16 protein-coding genes are annotated in these 21,940 nt (G+C 52.4%); 13 read left to right on the top strand and 3 right to left on the bottom strand.

The features are described 5' to 3' along the window. Positions 1–53 precede the first annotated feature (53 nt). From FJM65_RS14010 to FJM65_RS13965, 10 genes are all read left to right on the top strand, one after another. Positions 54–4,553, top strand: coding sequence for a HAMP domain-containing protein (locus tag FJM65_RS14010; protein WP_239022962.1), 4,500 nt, complete (start codon positions 54–56; stop codon positions 4,551–4,553). A 2-nt stretch (positions 4,554–4,555) separates the two neighbouring features. Next, the gene (locus FJM65_RS14005) at positions 4,556–5,161 is read left to right on the top strand and encodes a chemotaxis protein CheW (protein WP_140622170.1); all 606 of its coding nucleotides are present in this window, start codon (positions 4,556–4,558) and stop codon (positions 5,159–5,161) included. A gap of 26 nt (positions 5,162–5,187) precedes the next feature. Next, positions 5,188–5,562 carry a response regulator gene (locus tag FJM65_RS14000; protein WP_140622169.1) on the top strand — a complete coding sequence of 125 codons (375 nt, stop codon included), beginning with the start codon at positions 5,188–5,190 and terminating at the stop codon, positions 5,560–5,562. A gap of 55 nt (positions 5,563–5,617) precedes the next feature. Continuing rightward, positions 5,618–6,745, top strand: a complete 1,128-nt coding sequence (locus FJM65_RS13995) for a chemotaxis protein CheB (protein ID WP_140622168.1) — start codon at positions 5,618–5,620, stop codon at positions 6,743–6,745. Beyond that, positions 6,720–8,360 (top strand): chemotaxis protein CheA, encoded by a 1,641-nt coding sequence (locus FJM65_RS13990; RefSeq protein ID WP_140622167.1) that lies wholly within the window; start codon positions 6,720–6,722, stop codon positions 8,358–8,360. The genes FJM65_RS13995 and FJM65_RS13990 overlap by 26 nt, the downstream gene beginning before the upstream one ends. A gap of 4 nt (positions 8,361–8,364) precedes the next feature. After that, on the top strand, positions 8,365–9,042 hold the full coding sequence (locus FJM65_RS13985; RefSeq protein WP_239022961.1) for a chemotaxis protein CheC: 678 nt from the start codon (positions 8,365–8,367) through the stop codon (positions 9,040–9,042). Positions 9,043–9,117: 75 nt separating this feature from the next. Continuing rightward, a complete protein-coding gene (locus FJM65_RS13980) occupies positions 9,118–9,924 on the top strand; it encodes a putative phage abortive infection protein (protein ID WP_140622166.1) in 807 nt (268 codons plus the stop codon). A gap of 169 nt (positions 9,925–10,093) precedes the next feature. Beyond that, on the top strand, positions 10,094–11,425 hold the full coding sequence (gene speE, locus FJM65_RS13975) for a polyamine aminopropyltransferase (protein ID WP_140622348.1): 1,332 nt from the start codon (positions 10,094–10,096) through the stop codon (positions 11,423–11,425). Then, the gene (locus FJM65_RS13970) at positions 11,418–12,488 is read left to right on the top strand and encodes an agmatinase family protein (RefSeq protein WP_140622165.1); all 1,071 of its coding nucleotides are present in this window, start codon (positions 11,418–11,420) and stop codon (positions 12,486–12,488) included. The genes speE and FJM65_RS13970 overlap by 8 nt, the downstream gene beginning before the upstream one ends. 145 nt (positions 12,489–12,633) lie before the next feature. Beyond that, complete coding sequence (locus tag FJM65_RS13965; RefSeq protein WP_140622164.1) at positions 12,634–12,966, top strand: phage holin family protein; 333 nt, start codon at positions 12,634–12,636, stop codon at positions 12,964–12,966. 86 nt (positions 12,967–13,052) lie between these two features. Here the strand turns inward: FJM65_RS13965 and FJM65_RS13960 are convergent, their stop codons facing one another. After that, a complete protein-coding gene (locus FJM65_RS13960) occupies positions 13,053–13,388 on the bottom strand; it encodes a four-helix bundle copper-binding protein (protein WP_140622163.1) in 336 nt (111 codons plus the stop codon). 167 nt (positions 13,389–13,555) lie between these two features. Here FJM65_RS13960 and recQ point away from each other — a divergent pair, with 167 nt between their 5' ends. After that, a complete protein-coding gene (gene recQ, locus FJM65_RS13955; protein WP_140622162.1) occupies positions 13,556–15,685 on the top strand; it encodes a DNA helicase RecQ in 2,130 nt (709 codons plus the stop codon). 79 nt (positions 15,686–15,764) lie between these two features. Here recQ and FJM65_RS13950 read toward each other — a convergent pair whose 3' ends face one another. Further along, the gene (locus tag FJM65_RS13950; RefSeq protein WP_239022959.1) at positions 15,765–17,213 is read right to left on the bottom strand and encodes a S8 family serine peptidase; all 1,449 of its coding nucleotides are present in this window, start codon (positions 17,211–17,213) and stop codon (positions 15,765–15,767) included. A gap of 549 nt (positions 17,214–17,762) precedes the next feature. Between FJM65_RS13950 and FJM65_RS13945 the strand changes: the two genes are divergently transcribed. Together FJM65_RS13945 and FJM65_RS13940 are read left to right on the top strand one after the other, a co-directional pair. After that, positions 17,763–18,548 (top strand): XRE family transcriptional regulator, encoded by a 786-nt coding sequence (locus FJM65_RS13945; protein ID WP_140622161.1) that lies wholly within the window; start codon positions 17,763–17,765, stop codon positions 18,546–18,548. Positions 18,549–18,723: 175 nt separating this feature from the next. Next, on the top strand, positions 18,724–19,449 hold the full coding sequence (locus FJM65_RS13940; RefSeq protein ID WP_140622160.1) for a pirin family protein: 726 nt from the start codon (positions 18,724–18,726) through the stop codon (positions 19,447–19,449). Positions 19,450–19,529: 80 nt separating this feature from the next. Here FJM65_RS13940 and FJM65_RS13935 read toward each other — a convergent pair whose 3' ends face one another. Further along, positions 19,530–21,932 (bottom strand): ABC transporter permease, encoded by a 2,403-nt coding sequence (locus FJM65_RS13935; protein WP_140622159.1) that lies wholly within the window; start codon positions 21,930–21,932, stop codon positions 19,530–19,532. Positions 21,933–21,940 lie beyond the last annotated feature (8 nt).

Below are 21,940 nucleotides of genomic sequence, written 5' to 3'. Positions count from 1 at the left end.
GCCGGTATAGATACCCTATTCCAACCAAACGAAATATGGCCTTAGGTAAAAACTTGAAGTTGAGTAAAGAGAAGCTCATCAGTGACGTAGAAGCCAAAGAAGAGAAAAAAGCCGCTTCCCGGGCAAAAGCTGACAAAGGCGGCGCTACCACAGCCGTGGAGGAGGCGCCAGCCAAGCCGGCGGCACCGGCAGCTGCACCAGAGCAACCAAGCGAGCCTTCCAAACCAGCCGCTGAAAAAGCCGCGCCGGTTAAAAAGTTGCGCCAAGGTAAACTGCCAAGCAACCCAGACTATATCAGCGACCAACTGAACAGGGTGCTCTATGCCCTGGATGCCTTTAAGAAAGGTGACGTATCGGTGCGCCTGACAAAACAGAACGACGACATCTTTGCCGACATCGCCGAAGCCTACAACTCCATGGTGGAGATGATCGGTGGTGTAGGTGGCGAGGTGTCGCGCATCTCCAAAGTAGCCGGTGTGGAGGGTAACCTGAAAGCCCGTGCCTCCGCTGAGAATGCCTCCGGTTTCTGGAAGGACATGATCAACAACATCAACGGCCTGGTGGATTCCATTGCGGTACCGGTACTCGAGGTGGGCAAGGTACTGAAGAATATCTCCCGCGGTAACCTGGATGAAACATTCCAGATTCCAGTATCGGGTGACTTTAAGGTGATGGCCGAGACCATCAACCGCACCATCGATAACCTGAACCTGTTTGCCGGTGAGGTAACGCGCGTGGCCCTGGAGGTGGGTACCGAGGGTAAACTGGGCGGCCAGGCATCGGTGCCGAACGTGGCCGGTGTTTGGAAGGACCTGACGGACAACGTGAACACCATGGCCTCCAACCTTACCTTCCAGGTGCGTGACATTGCCAACGTAGCCACAGCGGTGGCGAAAGGCGACCTGACGCAGAAGGTATCGGTAGATGTAAAAGGAGAGCTGAGTGAACTGAAGGAGAACATCAACCGCATGGTGGACTCCCTGAATATTTTTGCCGGTGAGGTAACCCGTGTGGCCCGCGAAGTGGGTACAGAAGGACGCCTCGGCGGCCAGGCCAAAGTGCCGAACGTAGGCGGTGTTTGGAAGGACCTTACCGACAACGTGAACACCATGGCCTCCAACCTGACCTCACAGGTACGAGACATTGCCAACGTGTCCACAGCCGTAGCGAAAGGCGATTTGACCCAGAAGATCACTGTGAATGTGCGCGGTGAGATGGCCGAGCTGAAGGAGAACATCAACCAGATGGTGGACTCGCTCAACATCTTCGCCGGTGAGGTTACCAGAGTGGCGAGAGAAGTAGGTACGGAGGGTAAGCTGGGCGGCCAGGCCAATGTGCCAAGAGTAGAGGGCACCTGGAAAGAACTGACCGACAACGTGAACCTGATGGCAGGCAACCTGACCTCTCAGGTACGCGACATTGCCAACGTAGCAACCGCGGTGGCCAAGGGTGATTTGACCCAAAAAGTATCCGTGGACGTGAAAGGCGAGCTGGGTGAGCTGAAGGACATTCTTAACGAGATGGTGGACCGACTGAACGTGTTTGGCGCGGAAGTAACCCGTGTGGCGCGTGAGGTGGGTACCGAAGGTATACTGGGCGGCCAGGCCAACGTGCCGAACGTGGCCGGTGTTTGGAAAGAGCTGACCGATAATGTGAATTCCATGGCCTCTAACCTGACGCTGCAGGTGCGCGACATTGCCAATGTGGCGACCGCGGTAGCGAAAGGGGATTTGAGCCAGAAAATTACGGTAAATGTGAAAGGTGAGCTTGCCGACCTGAAGGAGAACCTGAACCAGATGGTGGACTCCCTGAACATCTTTGCTGACGAGGTAACGCGTGTGGCAAGAGAGGTGGGTACGGAGGGTAAGCTGGGCGGCCAGGCGAACGTTCCTAACGTTGGCGGTACCTGGAAAAACCTGACTGACAACGTGAACACCATGGCCTCCAACCTGACCTCTCAGGTACGCGACATTGCCAACGTGTCCACTGCGGTGGCCAAAGGTGACTTGACCCAAAAAGTATCCGTGGATGTAAAAGGAGAGCTGGGAGAGTTGAAGGAGAACATCAACCGCATGGTGGACTCGCTCAACATCTTCGCCGGTGAGGTTACTCGCGTGGCCCTGGAAGTGGGAACCGAAGGTCGCCTTGGCGGCCAAGCCAACGTGCCGAACGTGGGCGGTGTTTGGAAAGACCTGACAGATAACGTAAATATCATGGCCTCTAACCTGACAACGCAGGTGCGAGGTATAGCCAAAGTGGCCACAGCGGTGGCTAAAGGCGATTTGAGCCAGAAGATCACCGTGGAAGCCCGCGGCGAGCTCCTGGATCTGAAGGAGAACCTAAACCAGATGGTGGACTCGCTCAATATCTTCGGTGACGAAGTAACAAGAGTGGCCCGCGAGGTAGGTACCGAGGGTAAGCTGGGCGGTCAGGCCAATGTGCCGAACGTAGGTGGAACCTGGAAGGACCTTACTGACAACGTAAACTACATGGCCTCTAACCTGACCTCTCAGGTGCGAGACATTGCCAAGGTAGCCACAGCGGTAGCGAAAGGCGATTTGAGCCAGAAGATCACCGTGGAAGCCCGCGGCGAGCTCCTGGACCTGAAGGAGAACCTGAACCAGATGGTGGACTCGCTCAACATCTTTGCAGACGAGGTAACGCGTGTGGCAAGAGAGGTGGGTACGGAAGGTCGTTTGGGTGGTCAGGCCAATGTGCCAAAAGTACGTGGTACCTGGAAAGAGCTGACCGACAATGTAAATACCATGGCCTCTAACCTGACGCTGCAAGTGCGCGACATCGCCAAAGTGGCCACGGCGGTGGCGAAAGGAGATTTGACTCAGAAGGTATCCGTGGACGTGAAAGGCGAGCTGAATGAGCTGAAGGAGAACATGAACCGCATGGTGGACTCCTTGAATATCTTCGCCGGTGAGGTAACCCGCGTGGCCCTGGAAGTGGGTACCGAAGGACGCCTCGGCGGCCAGGCAAACGTGCCGAACGTAGCCGGTGTATGGAAAGACCTGACCGATAACGTGAACACCATGGCTTCTAACCTGACAACGCAGGTGCGAGGAATCGTGAAAGTAGTAACCGCGGTATCCAAAGGGGACCTGACGCAGAAACTGACGCTGCAGGCCAAAGGCGAGATGGCCGAACTGGCCGATACGATCAACACCATGGTGATCGACCTGAACCGTCTGGCTGGCGAGGTTTCGCGTGTGGCCAGAGTAGCGGGTGTGGAAGGAAAGCTGACTGAGCGTGCCACGCTGCAGGGTGTGGGCGGTAGCTGGAAAGAACTGGTGGATACCCTCAACGACCTGCTGGAGTCCATCGTAACGCCGGTGCTGGATGTATCCAGAGTAGTACGTGCCATCTCGGAGGGTGACCTTACTCAGAAGGTAGAGGCGCAGACTGCTGGTGATATTCTGGATATGGCGAACGCACTGAACCTGGCGGTGGAGAACCTGAACGCCCTTCTTGGCGAAATCAACGACTCTTCCTTGGTAGTAGGGTCTTCTTCTGAAGAAATGGCTGCCAAAGGATTGGAAATGAACAAGGTTACGCTGGATGTGGCGCTTGCCATGCAGCAAATGGCGGAAGGTGCGCAGAACCAGGCCCTTAAAACAGACCAGGCCTTTAAGCTGATCGAGGAGATCATGAAAGCGACGAAGGAAACGGCTAACCGCGCCGAGGTGGTGAACAAATCAGCCTTGCTCGGTGAGGAAAGCTCGCAGATCGGTCTGAAGACAGTGGCCGAAGTGGTGAAGAACATGGAGGAAATCTCCAGCTCTGCGGCTCTTACGTCCAAAACTATTGAAGTACTGAGCACGCGCTCGCAGGAAATATCCAAATCGCTGGGTGTGATTACCGACATTGCCGCGCAGACAAACCTGCTGGCCCTGAACGCTGCCATCGAGGCGGCCCGTGCAGGCGAGGCCGGACGTGGCTTTGCGGTGGTAGCCGAAGAGATCCGTAAACTGGCCGAAGGCTCGCGCAAATCAGCAAGCGAGATTGCCACGCTGGTGGATGACGTGAAAAAAGATACGGCCTCTGCCGCCACGGCGATCTCTACCATGGAGGGACGAGTGTTGAAAGGAAAGAATGCCACCTTCGAGGCATCCGGCGCCTTCAAAAATATTGCCGCCTCCAGTGGGGAAACGCTTCGCACCGCGCAGGACATCTTAACGGCAACGGAAGTACAGAAAACCACGATCGGCGATGTGGTGAAGTATGTGGAGGAAGTGGTAGCCATTGCCGAGCAAACGGCATCTGGCACCCAGCAGGTAGCCAGCACAGCCAAGCAACTGTCGGGCTCGATGCAGGAACTAACCTCATCTTCGCAGAACCTGAACGACATTGCCGCTGACCTGCAGGTGAGTATATCAGCCTTTAAGTTGATAGACGGCAACCTGGTGTTTAAGGAGCGCAGGTCCCTGATGACCTCTATTCCGTCAAACAACCGCAAGCATCGCAACCAAACCGGAAACGACAGAGGGGCAACAGAGAACAGTCGTAAGTTAAGTGATGTTAAAACAGGGAATGGCAAGAAATAAGTATGGCGAAGGAATCAAAAGAAACTAAGAAATCTGCGCCAGAGCCTGCAGCCACACAGCCTGCGGCTTCTAAACCAGAACCTGCGCCTGATAAACAAGATAAACAGGAGAAACCGGTTTCGGAGGCCGCCCGCGAGCAGGTAGCCCCCGAAATGGTGCACCTGATTGTGTTCAAGCTTGGCGGCGAAGAGTACGCCATCCGGATTGACCAAGTGAAGGAAGTAACCCTGACTCCTACTATTACCCGCATGCCCCGCACGCCTGAGTATGTGAAGGGAGTGGCCAACGTGCGAGGCGATATCATCGCGATTATTGACCTGGAGAAGCGTTTCCAGATTAAGCCGGAGCCTGCAGAAGGAGTGCAAAACAGCTTCACGCTGGTAGTAGAAGCAGATGAGTACAGCATTGGAGTGGATGTGAAGGAAGTACCGCAGTCGCTCAACCTTCCGCTGACGAAGATAGACAAGGCGCCATCTTTTTTACAGGATGTAAGTGTGAGCGAGAATTTTATAGAAGGCATCGCCAAGATAGAAAACAGGCTCATCATTGTGCTGGACATGCACAAAATCCTGACACAGGAAGAAATCAATCAGTTGCCGAACGCTTAAAAACCAGAAACTATACTTTATAAAGTATGAAAAGAATATTAATTGTAGATGATTCATTCTACATGCGCACGATGCTCAAGAACATGCTCTCGGACGCAGGGTATGAGATTGTTGGCGAGGCACCTAATGGGCAGACAGCGCTAGAGCTGGCAAAAGAGACAAAGCCTGACCTGATCACGCTGGACGTGATCCTGCCTGACAACACCGGCCTTGAGGTGCTAAAAGGCATCAGGGCTGAGCAGCCCGATCAGAAAGTAGTGATCGTAAGCGCCGTAGGGCAGGAGGTGATCGTAAACGAGGCGCTGGAAAATGGCGCCAAATCGTATATCGTGAAGCCGTTCTCAGAAGAGAAGGTGCTGGAGGTGGTAAGCCAGGTTTTAGCCGAAGAGCCAAAGCAGTAAGGTTCTTTTGCTGCTAAGCAACTTTATACTTTAGGAAGCAGAGGAGATAGGAAATATGTTGCGAGTTCTGATAGCAGGCGGGTCGAGCTATGCACGCCTAGTGCTCCAGGACATCATAGGAGCTGCCGCTGGCGTGGCGATCGCTGGCCTGGCATCAGAGAGGGAGGAACTTCTAAAGAAGCTGAAGCACAACGGGACAGACCTGGTGGTGCTGGACCATGACCTGCCGGGCAATAAAAACTTAATGGCTTTGAAAAGCATTTTTGGCGAAGCCCCGGCCCCCGTTCTTCTGCTGTTGCAGAAGGAGCAGCTGACACTGGATTTGCTGCAGCAGGCAGTGGCCCTAGGGGTGTATGCTGTCGTGCTGAAACCAGGAAAAAGCCGGTATTACACCAATTACAGAAGTATAGCCAAGGAGGTGCTACGGAAAGTAATGGCGGTGCGGGAAACAGAGCTGTATGACACGCAGCAGCGGCTTAACCAATTGCAGCAGGAAATGGAGCCTCTGAAAAGCCCTTCTCCTGCTAGCCCGAAGCAAGGTGCTGCCACTGAAACCATTATCGCCATTGGGGCATCCACGGGAGGAACGCAGGCTGTGGAGCGCATTGTGAGGCAACTATCCGCCGACCTGAAAGCGTCTGTACTGGTTGCATTGCATTTGCCGCCAAACTTTACCAGAACCTATACTAAACGCCTGCAGTCTCTTACGCCACTAAAAGTGATGGAAGGGCGCACAGGCCTGAAAGTAGAGGTTGGGAGTGTAATTGTGGCTCCAGGCGGTTTTAATATGCTGGTGCAAAAGATGAGTGGGACCAACGGTGGGCTGGTTATTAGGCTAACCGATGAGAAAGCCCCACTGTATGACCAGCCTTCTGTGAATATGCTGATGGGATCTGTGGCACAGTGCCATGTGCAGCAGGTAATCGGGGTGATCCTGACGGGGATGGGAAAGGACGGAACCGCGGGAGCATCCTGTATTCAGGAGCAGGGCGGAATAATGATTGCCCAGAATGAAGCGACATCTGCCATCTTCGGGATGGCTAAATCTGCAATAGATAGCGGATACATAAACGAGGTGCTGCCCTTGGATGACATACCTCACTACCTGAACAGGTTGGTGGCCGGGCAGCAGCAGGTCAGTACAACTGACAGAAATTATGAAATCGAGAGAACAGGAGTATAAAGAAATATTCATTGCCGAGGCCCTGGAGTACTTTGATGGGTTGAACAGGCATATCAGCACACTGGAGAAAGAGCCGGACAACGATGAAACGCTGGCCGAGATTTTCCGTTTGCTGCATAACCTGAAGGCCAACTCCAAAGCAATCGGTTACCTGCAGATCTCAGATGTGTCGCATAAACTGGAGACTGCCTTCAGCCTTATCCGCAACAAAGAGCTGAACTTCAGCGACGAGGTGGTGAAAGTGCTCTTTGATGGCATTGACCTGCTGGGGGAGTTGATCCACAACGTGGACAACCCGAACTACGGCGAGCCGGACCCCGTGCTGTTGCGCAACCTCGACATTATCGTGGAGAACCTGTCTGACAGCACGATAGAGCTGACCAAGGTGCAGAAGTATAACACTTCAAAAAACCTGGCGCTGTCGGATCTGATATATATACAGATCAGGAAGCTGGACCACATGATGAACCTGGTAGGCGAGCTGATGATAGACCGGGACCGCGTGCTGTCGATTAGCCGGGAGCTGAACCATGATGAACTAAAGAGCGTGAGCTCGCACCTGTACCGCATAACAGAAGACCTGCAGTACAGCGTCATGGATGCGAGGCTGGTAAATATCGGGTCATTGTTCAATAAGTTTCCGCGTATTGTGCGCGACGTGGCCTCAGCGGAAGGAAAGGATGTTAACCTCGTGCTGACAGGGCAAGACATACAGATTGACCGTAACATTCTGCAGATCATGGCCGACTCGCTGTTGCACCTGGTTCGCAACGCGATAACGCATGGGCTGGAGAAGCCTGAGGAGCGCCTGGCAAAAAGCAAGGGAAGCACCGGACATTTGAAACTGACCGCACAGAGTGATCGGGAGAACGTCCTGATCAGGTTAGAGGATGATGGTAGAGGCATTGACCTAAGGCAGGTGAAGCGCTCCGCTATAGAAAAGCAGCTTATATCGGCAGAGGCGGCTAAAAGTATGGCCGACAACGAAGTGCTGTCGCTCTTGTTTGAGCCGGGGTTCTCTACTGCCAAAGAAGTAACAGAATACTCCGGCAGGGGCGTGGGGCTTGATGTGGTAAAGAATGCCATTGACTCCATTGGCGGCCGAATTAACGTACATACAGAGAAAGGCATTGGAACCACCTTTACATTGCAGCTGCCTTCTTCTATTGCCGTTAAGGGGGCGCTGCTGTTTGAAGTTGGGAATATCTATTTTGCCATCCCGCTGATCCATACCGATCAGGTGGTGGCCCTGGATAAGGACGAGCTGCATGAAGTGGGTGGCGTGCTTATCGCTGACCTGAAGGGGGAAACCGTAACAGTAGTATACCTGAGTGAACTACTGAACACCCCGGAAGCAGAAATGGACCTCGGAGACAAAAGCAGGCTGAACGGACAGGTGCAGAACATCATTATCGTGTCCTACAACAACAGGAAGCTTGGCTTAATTGTAGATAAACTGTACCGGCAGCAGGACATTGTTGTCAAGCCGCTAAGCAAGCCATTGGATCAGATAGATATCTATGGTGGCGTTACACTACTGGGAACCGGCAAAGTATGCCTGGTGCTCGATGTGCCGGCAATAACACGTTACTTTATTCAGAAAAAGCAGGGGTGAGGCGATGGATAAGAGAAACACAAACGAGACAGCCATGATGATGGAAACTCATATTTCCGAGTTAGAGAGGGATGTTATAAAAGAGATACTTAATATCGGTCTGGCACGCGCCGCTGATTCTTTTGCGGCGATTGCCAAAGATAAGGTCCTGTTGAAAGTGCCTGACATTAAGTTGATCGAAGTAAAGGAGCTTTTGGAGCTGGTCTCCAGGTATGAGGACACCCATGTCATAATCCAGTCTGATATTAAAGGAGACTTTAACGGGGCTACGCTCATGCTGTTCTCCGACGATCACATTGTTCGGCTCTCCGAGGTTTGCCTGGCCATGGTGGATGTGCAGAAAGGCGAACTGTCCGTCATGCAGGAGTCTCTGCTTCTTGAAATCAGCAATATTATAACGGGGGCGCTGGTAACGCAGCTCGCCAACATATTAAAAGCCAGCATCTACGGCTCGCCTCCTAAAGCACCCAAAAACCATATCGCCGACTCCCTGAAAGATATTCTGGTGCAGCACCCTTTGTTCCAGCCCCTTGTCTTTACTGTCATCACACGTTTTACCCATAACTCCAGAAGTGTGGAGTTGCCCTTGCTGCTCTTCTTCGATACAAAAACCTTTTTGCATATCATTGAGCTTATCCGCACGTTTGACCTAGGCAAAAACAACCTGATGGAAACCGATTAATGCCTTTCGGAGTAGTGTAGCTTACCAGGGCGGCGCAGCAATTAGCCGCAACCTGTACAGCGTTATACTTACTACATGTCGACACCAAAAGCTAAGCTCAGCAAGTATGAGATCACCGGTTACATCCTTATCATCCTGGGTGCCGTGGTGCTTGTATGGGGAACTATAAAGTTTAACCTGGCCGAAGAGCTATACCTGGACCCCGCTGACAGAGAGGGGGTGTTCGGGCAGTATGGCGAGTTTATCGGCGGCATCGTCGGGTCGTTGTGGGCGTTGGCCGGCGTTTTTCTCTTCTTTGCGACCCTTACCTACCAAAAGCGCGAGTTTGAGCTGCAGCGTTTTGAGTTGCACAAAACCCAAAAGATCTTCCAGCAGCAGAACTTTTCCACGCTATACATCAGCTTCATACAGAAGCACAACGACATCATCGACTCGCTGGTAGCGTTTGACATTAACCAGAGCGCCTGGCGCGGCTCCAACTTCTTTGTCTTCTTTCAGGAGAAGGTGCTCACCTCGTTTGTGCAGAAAGTGCGGAATTTAAACGATGAAGAGAAAACGGAGGCGGACCTGGTGGACATTTTCCGGGAATACTTCACCTACCATTTTACCTTCTACCAAAACTCCCTGAACCCATACTTAAAGAACCTGAGCGTGCTCTTCAAGCTGATTCAGCGCTATAAAACCGAAACCCAAGACCAGGGGGAGTACTACAGCTTTATCACAAAGGCGAATTTTACCCAGTCCGAACTGTTTCTCATCTACCATGTGGCGCAGTTCAACCTGCTCAAAGAGTTCAACGCCATCAACAACGCCTTCGATGTGTTTGAGGATATGGCTGAGGAGTACAAAGTGGCGCACATCGTGCAGCAGGAGCTGGAATAAGGTACGTTCACTATGGCTTAGGGAATAGCCAAGGCCATTTTTAGCTTAATTTATAACACGTTGTCCTAGAGAGGAGTACAGGTAGTAGCAGATGTTTTACTTTTGATTATACAGGCAGATTTCGTTTTTTTGCCTTCGGATTTATTTTTTTAACCTTCTACAGCCATTGATGAACGCTTTAGGCAGACACATTTTAGTTGAATTTTACGATTGCTCTCCTGAACTGATGAACGATGTCGTTCATATCGAGAACAGCATGGTAGCCGCCGCCGAAACGGCCGGTGCCACCGTGATAAACAGCACTTTCCACCACTTCTCACCCTACGGTGTATCCGGTGTGGTGGTGATTCAGGAAAGCCACCTGGCCATCCATACCTGGCCAGAGTATGGCTATGCTGCCGTAGACCTCTTTACCTGCGGCGACTCTGTGGACCCATGGGTATCATACAATTTCCTGAAAGAGGCTTTTGAAGCAGGACATGGTTCTTCTATGGAACTGCGCCGCGGCCAGCTGAACCTGCTCAAGCGCAACGACTTCAGCCTCGAGTCGCTGCGCGATGTGTCTCCAAGACCAGATGAGGAGCTGGGCACCATTACGCGCGATGTATGGTTTACGGAGCGCGACGAGAACATTGCCCTCTCCTTGAAGCACACGGGCAAGCAGCTCTACAAAAAGGACTCTCCTTACCAGCGTGTGGAAGTGTTTGAGACATTGGCTTACGGAAACATGCTGACGCTGGACGGCATGGTGATGTGCACGCAGCGCGATGAGTATGTGTATCATGAAATGATTACGCACGTGCCTATGATGAGCCACCCGAAAGCCAAGCGCGCCCTGGTAATTGGCGGCGGCGACGGTGGAACGGTGCGGGAGCTGCTGCGCTACGAGCAACTGGAGGAGGTTACGCTGGTAGAGATTGATGAACTGGTGATTGAGGCCTGCAAGCTGCACCTGCCCGAAACAGCCGTTGCGTTTGATAACCCGCGTCTGAACCTGTTGGTGGAAGACGGTATCAAGTATATCAATGCGTGTGAGGATGGCCGCTATGATCTGATCATCGTGGACTCTGCCGACCCGGTTGGCCCGGGCGAAGGCCTGTTCACCGCTGAGTTCTACAGCCAGGTGCACCGCTGCCTCACCCCCGACGGCGTAATGATCACGCAATCAGAGTCGCCGCGCTTTAACAGCGCCGTGTTTGTTGAGATCTACGACACCTATAAGAAAATATTTGGCGATGAGAAGGTGCACTGCTACCTGGCCGCCATCCCGACGTACCCAACTGGTACCTGGAGCTTCTCATACTCTTCCAAAGGCAACTCTACCCCGCTGCAGTTTAACCGCGAGGCGGCGGCCAAATTCTCAAAAGAGCAAGGCCTGAAATACTATAACGAGGCGATCCACGCTGCAGCCTTCGCCCTTCCGAACTTCGTGAAGGAACTGTTGCATGTCGGCTCGCAGAGCGCCATTGAAGCTTACTCAGCTGAACCAACCAATGAATAGCAAAGAACAGAAAATTCAGAACTTCGACCCGAACGGAGTAGGAGACAGCAGCGGTGGGCTTTTCGGGCTTCCGTTTACGGTAGAGGAATCAGAGGTGGTGATTATCCCGATGCCTTGGGAGGTAACCGTTTCCTACAGCGCCGGTACCGCTCAGGGGCCGCAGGCTATCAAAGACGCGTCGCCGCAGCTTGACCTGTTTGAGCCAAGCATCAAGGATGCCTGGAAGCTAGGTGTAGCGATGGAGGAAATCTCTGATGAGTGGGCGGCAACTAGCGAAGCACTGCGCAACAAAGCAGAGGCTTACATTAACTGGCTGGAAGCCGGCAGTCCAGAAATTGGGAAAGCGGAGTTTGAGAACCTGCCTGCCGAGGTAACCGCCAAAGGAGCGGAGCTGCTGGCGTGGCTAAAACAGAAAGCGCTGACTTACCTGGACCAGGGCAAACTGGTAGGCGTATTGGGAGGTGACCATAGCACTCCGCTAGGCCTGATGCATGCCCTGGCGGAGCGGCACGAAGAGTATGGCATTTTGCAGGTAGACGCCCATGCTGATTTGCGCGATGCCTATGAAGGCTTTGAATATTCACATGCCTCCATTATGTATAATGCCTTGAAGTTGCCACAGGTAAAAAAACTCGTGCAGGTAGGAATCCGTGACCTTTGCCAGGCAGAGGCGGAACTGGCTGACCAGTCCAATGGCCGTGTGACGGTGTTCTACGATGCGGTGCTGAAAGAGAACCTGTATGCAGGCGACAGCTGGAAAAAGGAGTGTAAAAAGATCATCGCGCAGTTGCCCCAGAAAGTATACATCAGCTTCGACATTGACGGCCTGGACCCAAAGCTTTGCCCCGCAACCGGCACGCCAGTGCCCGGCGGATTGGAGTTTGAGCAGGCAGTATACCTGATAAAACAGCTGGTAAAGTCTGGCCGTGAGATCATCGGGTTTGACCTATGCGAGGTGGCCCCCGGCGACAGCGAGTGGAACGGCAACGTAGGTGCCCGCATGCTCATGAAACTGATCAACTGGATGGCTGTTTCCCAAAACCGCCTGGAGGCACAGTTCTAACGATTAAAATACCATGTATAAGAAAGCCTGCAGCGCAAACTGCAGGCTTTTCTTTTTATCAGCCATACTTTAAAATGCCGCGTCCGTATGTATAGCAGTAAAGCTATAAGCTGTCAATACTATATTCATCAACTAAAATAAAACTATGGGATTTATACTTAAACTGCTTTTAACGGGTGCGGCCGCCATGATCGCCGCCTATATTCTGCCTGGCGTCCAAATCGATGGGTTTATGACCGCGCTTATCTTGGCGCTGGTGCTGGCCGTGCTGAATGCCATAGTCCGGCCTATCCTTGTTTTGCTAACTATCCCGGTAACGATACTGACGCTGGGGCTCTTTCTGCTGGTTATCAACGCGCTCATTATCCTGATGGCCGACTGGTTGATAGCAGGATTTGACGTAGGAGGTTTTCTCTGGGCCCTGATCTTCAGTTTGGTGCTTTCGGTTATCACCGCCATACTTGACATGATCTTTTAACGAGCCCTTAAAGTATAAAACCAGCGGGGCGTGCTTAACTTGTAAGCACGCCCCGCTGGTTTTATACTTATTTTATACTTTCTCGCTTATTTTTGCTGCATCCAGTTCTCACAGGCCTCAGCGCACTCACGGCAGGCATCGGCGCACTTCTGGCAGTGCTCATGCTCGTGCTGGCGGCACTCTGCCTCACATTTCTTGCAAATTTCGATACATTCCTTCATCACATGCTTGGCATGCTTCGAGTTTCTGGCCACGAAGCGGGCTGTCGTAATGCAGATATCGGCGCAGTCGCGGTCCAGCATAATGCAGCCGGCCATCTCCTTTACATTGTCTTCCTGCAGGCAGAGTGTGGCGCAAGTCTCGCAGGCCGTCATGCATTTTACCAGTACGTGTTCCAGGTTATTCGTTATTTCAGATTTCATAGCTTTGTTTTTTTATGTTTGGTTAGGATGTACGGCATCATTTTTCAAGGGTTATAAACGGTCTAAAAGGTGTGGCGCCATTCGTATTTCAGGGCACTTTTGGGTAACTTTGAAAGTATGATAAAAGCGGGCGCTGCAGCTTAACGGCAGCCCTTAAGGAATTTGGTATGGCAACGATACGGGAGGCAAGGGAAGCCTTAAAATTATACTTTGGTTATGAGCAGTTCCGGCCCATGCAGGAGCAGATCATAGAGGGGGTGCTGCAGGGGCAGGATGTGGTGGTGTTGATGCCCACGGGTGGCGGAAAATCAGTGTGCTACCAAGTGCCGGCCATTGTAATGCCTGGCATGGCTGTGGTGGTGTCGCCGCTGATTGCCTTGATGAAGGATCAGGTGGAGGCGCTGCTGGCAAACGGCATTCCGGCGGCGTACATTAACAGTTCCCAAAGCGCCGAGCAGCAGTACGCCATCGAGAACCAGTGCCTGGAAGGAAAGCTGAAACTCCTGTACGTGTCACCGGAAAAACTGCTCTCATCCGGCTTCTTGTCATTTTTAAGTCGCATCAACGTGGCTCTTTTTGCGGTGGATGAGGCCCACTGTATATCCTCCTGGGGCCACGACTTCCGGCCGGAGTACACGCAGCTCAAGGCGCTGAAGCAGCATTTTCCGGGAAAGCCGGTGATTGCCCTCACAGCCACCGCCGACAGGCTGACGCAGAAGGATATTCAGGAGCAGCTGCACCTGAGAAACCCGCAAGTGTTCGTCGCCTCTTTCGACAGGCCCAACATCAACCTGATGGTAAAGCCGGGCCGCGACCGTTTCAACAAGATCACAGAGTTTCTGTCGCGCAGACCCAACCAGCCAGGTATTATTTACTGCCTTAGCCGCAAAGCCACCGAAAGCCTGGCCGATAAGCTGAAGCGCAGCGGCTTTAACGCTACCTATTATCATGCCGGTATGTCGGCTAACCAGCGGGCAAAGGCGCAGGAGGAGTTCCTGAACGATGATGTGCAGATTGTTTGCGCCACCATCGCCTTCGGCATGGGCATCGACAAGTCTAATGTGCGCTGGGTGATTCACTACAACCTGCCTAAGAACGTTGAAGGCTATTACCAGGAGATAGGACGCGCGGGCCGTGACGGGGCTAAGTCCGATGCCTTGCTTTTCTACAGTTATGCCGATGTGATGAACATGCGCAGCATGCTGCAGGATGGCCAGAACGAGGCGCAGACGGAGCTGCAATTGGTAAAACTGGAGCGGATGCAGCAGTTTGCCGAGGCCGCCGCCTGCCGCCGCCGCATACTGCTGCAGTACTTCGGCGAGACCATGCAGAAAGACTGCGGCAATTGCGACATCTGTCGAAACCCGCCCACTCGTTTTGATGGAACGGTTATCGTACAAAAAGCACTCTCGGCCATTGCCCGCACCCAAGAGCGGGCCAACATGGGCCTGTTGGTGGATGTGCTGCGGGGAGCCCGCAACATGCAGGTGATGCAGAGCGGCTTTGACAAGGTTAAGACCTATGGTGCCGGCCGCGACATCAGCACCCTGGACTGGAACCGCTATCTGCACCAAATGCTGAACGAAGGCCTTATTGAGATGGCCTATGACCAAGGGTATACCTTGAAGCTGACAGAACAGAGCAGGCAGGTGTTGTTTGATGGCCGTAAAGTGCAGCTCGTGAAGTTTGAGGAGGTGAGGCAGGAAGAGCCGGCCGTTAAAGCCAGGCCGAAGCGGGAGCTGATAAAAGACGCTTTGTTCGAGAAGCTGCGCCTGCTGCGCAAAGGCCTTGCCGAAGAGTACGGGGTGCCGCCTTACGTAATCTTTACCGATACCACGCTGCAGGAAATGGCTGCCGAGCGGCCAACAAACAAAATTGCCATGCTGGCCATCTCCGGGGTTGGGGCGCAGAAGTACGACCGCTATGGCGAGGCCTTTATCACCGAGATCATCGACTTTATAAACGAAGAGCAAAACAAAGGCAATAAGATAAAAGGAGCAACCCACCTGGCTACGCTGGAGCTGCTGCAGCAGGGCATGACCATTGACATGATCGCTAAAGCACGAAGCCTGAATCCCGTGACGGTGTTCTCGCACCTGGCCACCCTGTATGAGCAAGGCTATGATGTAGACTTGTCTGCGTTCGTGAGCCAGGCAGAGTATAAAGTAATTGCCAAAGCCATTGCTAAACTGGGTGCCGATGCCAAACTTAAGGACCTGTTTGAAGCGCTTGGCGAGGCGTATGCCTATTATAAGATCCGGCTTTCCGTGTCCATCTACAAAAAGAACCACGCGTAGCTTTAGAGCTTAAGTATAAAAAGGAAGAGGCCTGCAGTTGCTGCAGGCCTCTTCCTTTTTACTTATTATGTGCTTCCGGTTAGTCCAGAGAAGCGATAGGGTCTGGTGTTGTGTCTTTGTCACCTGTAACGTACCCTTGGCTCAGCACCTCGCCGCGAAGCAGAAGTATACCTGCCACGTGTGGCGTAGCCATGGAAGTGCCATACATACCGCCTGCGATGCTACCGTTTTTAGTGGTGGCTGTTACGCCTACGCCCGGAGCGGCAAAGTCTACACCGGCCCCGAAGTTAGATGATGCCCACAGTGCGTTGTAGCTGTCCATGGCCGAGATGGTGTACACACCCGGTGCGTTTACGCGTGCAGGAGAAGTGCCAGAGCAATCTACGTTGCTGTTGCCGGCAGCCAGTGAGAACAGAATTCCCTTAGCGGCAGCGTCTTGCACAGCCTGATCCAGGGTAGTGGAGATACCGCTTCCGAGGCTCATGTTCACTACATCACCCGCCTTGGCATTGTTGATGACATAATTTACCGCAGAGATCGCTCTGGAAACAGAGCCTGCACCTGCATCGTCGAACACACGGAGGGCTACAACCGTGGCGTTAGCCGCCACACCGATCATGCCGGAGCCGTTGTTTTTAGCTGCCACGATGCCTGCAACCGAAGTACCGTGCCCGTAGCCGTCCTCAATAGACGGGTTGCCATAGATAAAGGAGTAGCTTCTCGCCACGTCCACATTCAGGTCCGGGTGGTCCGTGTCTACGCCTGAGTCAATGATCCAAACAGTCTTGCCGGTACCGTCGCCATAACCTACACGCTCAATATTCCACGCAACAGTTTCACCTTCAAGGGGCGTGATAGCGGCGTACGCGGCGGCAGGCTCCGTTGGTGTCGGCTCTATGCTTGTTGAATCGGTCGGGGTTGGATCCGTGACGGTTGAGTCAGCAGGAGCTGGCTCGGTCGGGGCTGGCGCTGTGGTCGTTGAATCAGTAGGAGCTGGCTCGGTAGGAGTAGGGTCTGTTTGGCCTTTCCCGTTGCCTTTTCCGCCCCCTTTGGTGGTAGTGTCGGTGCTGCCTTTGCCACCGCCTTTGGTAGCGATGCCGGTATCTTTCCAGGATGGTGACAAGGCGATGATGCGGTCTTGCTCCACATACGCTACATTAGGGTTTCGGCGAAGCTCATTTACCTGCTCGGCGCTCAATTTCGCGGCAAAGCCACTTACGGCTCCTTCGTATACCTGCTGTACTTCGCTGGCCTTCAGCTTAGCCTTCGCCAGCACATCCTCCCGTATGCGCAGTGCACTCACTTTAGAGGCTTTCAGGTCTTGGCTGGCGCTCATTTGGCTCGCCTGGTTTTTAAATACCACAATATACTGGCCTTCTATGGCTTGCCCGTTAGAAGGAGACAGGGAGGCAAGGGGCTGGTTGAACTGGTTATCCATCAGTTCTTCTTTCTGGCATCCTGCTAGGGTGACAGTGGCCACCAGTGCACCGAGTGCAACAGAGTATCGGAGGGCACGCTTCGCAATCATTGTTGTAAAGATTAAGTAATTGGCTAAAAATTTAATGTAATCGCTGAAACCTATTTTTATAGCTTACGTAACCGGTGAAATTATTCAAAAGTTCACTACTTCCTCCTTGGCCTTGTATTTTTTTATGCTTTGCTTTTTTAATGAAATTGAACCAAAGCATGTCCTAGTAAAGCAATGGCTATAGCTTTATTACAAGTACTAGTTCCTTTATTGTAGGATTATACTATGATGTGATTGGCTTGATAGTGTTGTAGTCGTTTCTCAAATTATCTAATCCGTTTTTTTGCTCATTTTTAAGTTTGCAATAAAAGTGAAGTATAAACTGCATATTTCCAAATATAGTAGCTGGCTGTAGTTTATAAAAAGTTGTACTTTGCATAGTTGGTGAAATTTTATTTAAAATATTAAATTATATCCTTGATAAGGATTAATCCTGTAAACTTTATATTTAGCAATTGTGCTAAATATATTAGTATATGTGCTAAAGGTTTTGTAGCTTTACGCCAAGCAGCCCCCGGTGGGCGGCTGCAGTAACTAAAAAGAGCAACTATGCAGTTAGTGACATCTAATATCAGGCATTTGCGCAAGCAGGCAGGCTATACGCAGGCACAGCTTGCCGAGAAGTTGGAGATCAAGCGCTCTTTGGTTGGAGCCTATGAGGAGGGCAGGGCAGAGCCTAAGCTAAGTACATTGGTAAATGTAGCCAAGCTGTTTCAGGTGTCGCTGGATGAATTGGTGACGCGGGACATGCTGAAGGAGGGCGTTACTGGTGCAGCAGACGGCGCAGACAGAGCCAATGGAGGCAAGCTACGTGTGCTGGCCATTACCGTGGACCAGGAGGAAAAAGAAAATATCGAATTAGTGCCTTATAAAGCCAGCGCAGGTTACCTGAATGGCTATGCCGATGCTGAGTTTATGGAAGAGCTGCCGCGCTTCCGTTTGCCTATGCTGGGCAGCGGCGGGACCTACCGCGCCTTCGAAATCAGCGGCGACTCCATGCTGCCGATTGCCTCGGGCACTGTGATCGTTGGTCGCTTTATAGAGGATTGGGGCAGCATAAAAGACGGCACGCCGTGCATTATCGTGAGCCAGAAAGAGGGTGTTGTGTTTAAGCGCGTCTTCAATAAGATTAAAGATGCCTCTACGCTGCACCTGCACTCCGATAACCCCGTTTATTCCCCTTATGAGGTGCATGTTGAGGATGTGCTGGAGATTTGGGAGGCCAGGTCTTATATCAGCTCCACTTTCCCGATTGCCGACCTGTCGCTGAATAAACTATCCAGCATCGTGCTGGATCTTCAGAAAGAGGTACAAAAACTGAAGAAGGCAGAGTAGAGCCTATAGATTTTTACTTAGAGCCTGGCGCTGCTACCTTGCGGCGCCAGGCTTTTTTATGCGTGTAGCTCCCTGGCAGGGGCATTTTTTAACAAGTATATGGCTCTTCACGTAAAGGCATTCAGAAACTGGCCTTGCCGGTTTTTCTCTGAATGAGCACCTAACCAACGCAAACATGATAAAACTTATACCTGCCTCGGAGCAACATTCGGCTAAGATAGGCGACTGGCTGCAGTCTAACTACCTTTTCTCTTTTGCCGATTATTATGATCCTTCCAACGTGCAGTTTGGCCCGCTGCGTGTGTTCAACCACGACAGAATAAAAGGCCACAATGGATTTCCGCAGCACCCGCACGCGGAGATGGAGGTGGTTACCGTAGTGCTGGACGGGGAACTGACGCACAAAGACAACATCGGGAACGAAACCGTGCTGAAAGCAGGTGATGTGCAGCGCATGACCGCCGGCACCGGCTATACGCACTCCGAAACAAATGAGAAGGAGAACCTGGCAGAGGTGCTTCAGCTATGGTTTTTGCCTAACAAGCGCGGCTTGGCGCCTTCGTACGAGCACATGAACATTGATTTCATGGATGGCAAGTATAAAAACAAACTGGTGCCGCTGGTAACCGGGCAAAAGGTGCTGGAGAACGTGGCCTACCTCAACTCAAACTCTACAGTATACTATGGCAATGTGGGGCAGGGCGAAGAGATCGACTTAAAGACATTTAAGCTGCGCAAGTCGCTGGTGTATGTTTTGACGGGAGAGCTGCTGGTGAATAACGTGGAGGTAGAGGCTGGAGACCAGGTACGGCTGGAGGAGCAGGAAGTGGTGAGCCTGCATGGCAGCGCAGAGGCTACTTTTATACTAGTGGACGTACCGGCAACGGAAGTGAATTACTAAGCTTATACGTAGCACAGCGTTTTATAATACCACAGCGGGAGCCACCTTGTGCAGTGGCTCCCGCTGTGGTTATGTATACTTTACTCTGTTTTCAGCGAAAGTACCGGATTGGCCAGGGCAGCCTTCACCGCCTGGGTGCTCATGGTTATCAGGGCAATGGCCAGCGTGGCAAAGCCTGCCATAATAAAAGGCCAGTAGCTGATCGAGATTCTGTAAGAGTAGTCCTGCAGCCACAGGTCCATGAGGTAGTAGGCAATGGGCACGGCCAGTAAAAAGGCTATCATCACCAGCTTTACAAACTCTTTGGAGAAAAGGGCAGTGATATGGAAGACGGAGGCACCCATGACTTTGCGAATGCCTACTTCTTTGGTACGCTGGGCAGCCATAAAAGCCACCAAACCATACAAGCCAAGGCAGCCGATAAAGATCGCGATGACAGAGAAGACCTTGAAAAGCGTATTTTGCCGTGCCTCATCCTCGTAAAACTGGGCAATGCTTTCATCTAGAAACTGATAGCTGAATACATCATCCGGGTATACTTTATCCCACAGCTGCTCCAGGTGCTGCAGCGCTTCCTGCTTCTGCGCCATATTGATTTTAACCGAAAGCGTCACATAGTCAACCGGGTTCTTGGTGATGACCAGCGGCTCGATGGGCACGGCCAGGGAAGACTGGTGAAAGTCATCCACTACTCCCACAATTGGCCCTGAGAATTGCTTCCCTCCGAAGGATAAGTTTTTGCCCAGTGCCTCTTCAGGTGTTTTCAGCCCAAGCTTTCGGCGCAGGGCATCATTGATAACCATGTACTGCAGCGAGTCGGCGTTGGCATAGGCATTGCCGGCCAGAAAGTGCATGTCGTACAGTTGAAAGTAATATTTATCCGCAAACTTCTTATGGATCTGGAAGCCCTCGTCTTCCGAAGCATGGTTAAAGTAGAAGTTGCCATAGCTGATGTTGCCAGAGGAGGGCGCATCCGAGCCGAAGCTTACTTCGCGCACTGCCGGATTGCTGAGCAGCTCCTGGCGCAGGGCCTGCATTTTTCGACTCGTTTCCCGCGGGAGCGTTACTAGTACGACCGCCTCTTTGTCAAAGCCAAGCGGCTTGCTCCGGAAAAAATTCATTTGCTCGTTTACCAGAAAAGTGCAGATGATCAGTACCTGGCAGATGGTAAACTGCAGCACCACCAGCACCTGGCGAAGGGAGATCCCGCCGACACGCTGCATGCTCATGCGGCTTTTAAGGGCAGTGGTAGGCTCAAAGCCTGATAATACAAAGGCTGGGTAGAAGCCGGCGAAGAGGGTGACAAGTAGGGCTTGTGCTATCAGGAACAGCAGCAATACCTTGTTATCAAGCAGGCTGAACGTAATTTGCAGGTCCAGCAGCTCGTTTAGGTGGGGCAGCGCCAACTCCACAAGTATGATCGAGAACAGGGAAGCCGAAACCACAATCAGTAGCGTCTCGCTCATGAACTGCAGCACGAGTTGCCAGCGGTTACTGCCCAGTACTTTCCGGATACCTACTTCTTTGGCGCGCTTAATGGCCTGGGCAGTGGCTAGGTTTATAAAGTTGATGCAGGCCGTGAGCAGCAGCACGATGCCAACTGCCGCCATTGCCAGCAGCATCTCCCTGGAAACTGGTGTCTGGGCAAAGCCCCCGTAGTAGCTGGGGTTGTGATGGAGGTCGTTAAGCGGCTGCAACATATAGACCATGCTGTTGCGCAAGTCTTTCTGATCGTTGTGTTTTGCCACAAAACTGTTTACCGCCTCCTGCGCAGTCTCCGGGCTCATTTGCTTTGGCAGGAGCGCATAGGTCTGGTGGTCGCTGGAGAGGTTGCCCCAATCATCTGACAGCTCGTTTTTCAGCGTTTTATAGGAAACCAGCATCACGAACGGGAACTCCGTGTTACCCGGCATGTCCGGCATCACCGACACCACCTTCAGGTTATACTGGTTGTTGTACCGGATCACTTTTCCCACCGGGTTCTCCTCCGGAAAATATTTGTCGGCCAGGCTTTGCGTGAGCACCACCACATTGGGCTCCTTAAAGTATGGCGCAGGGTTGATGGGGCCGGTGTTAAAGTCGAAGATGCTGAAGAAGGATGGCTCTACAAACCCGATGTTGCTGTCTTCCAGAAACTTTTTTGGCGGAGTATCCCCATCGGCGGCTATGTTTATCTGTGCGCCGGTTCTGCCCACCATCTGCGTCACCTCCTCAAGCCCCAGGTTGCCGTTGCTGCGCATCAGCTCCGGGAGCGGGAAATGCGAGGCAGGCGTATGGAAATCCCGCTCCGGGAAATCCACATTGAGGCGGTAGATCCTGTCTGCCTTGGTATGGAAGCTGTCGTAGCTGAGCTGGTACTGGATGACAAGGAACAGCAGGATGCTGCAGGTGATGCCCAGCGCCAAACCGGCTACGTTTAGCAGGCTGTAGCTCTTGTTGCGCCACAGCGACCGGGCAGCAGTGAGGAAGTACATTTTTAACATAGTTTCAG

Source organism: Pontibacter mangrovi (assembly GCF_006385705.1).
GTDB lineage: Bacteria > Bacteroidota > Bacteroidia > Cytophagales > Hymenobacteraceae > Pontibacter > Pontibacter mangrovi.
Note: the sequence above shows the minus strand (reverse complement) of the source record. Positions and strands in the feature narration are given on the sequence as shown.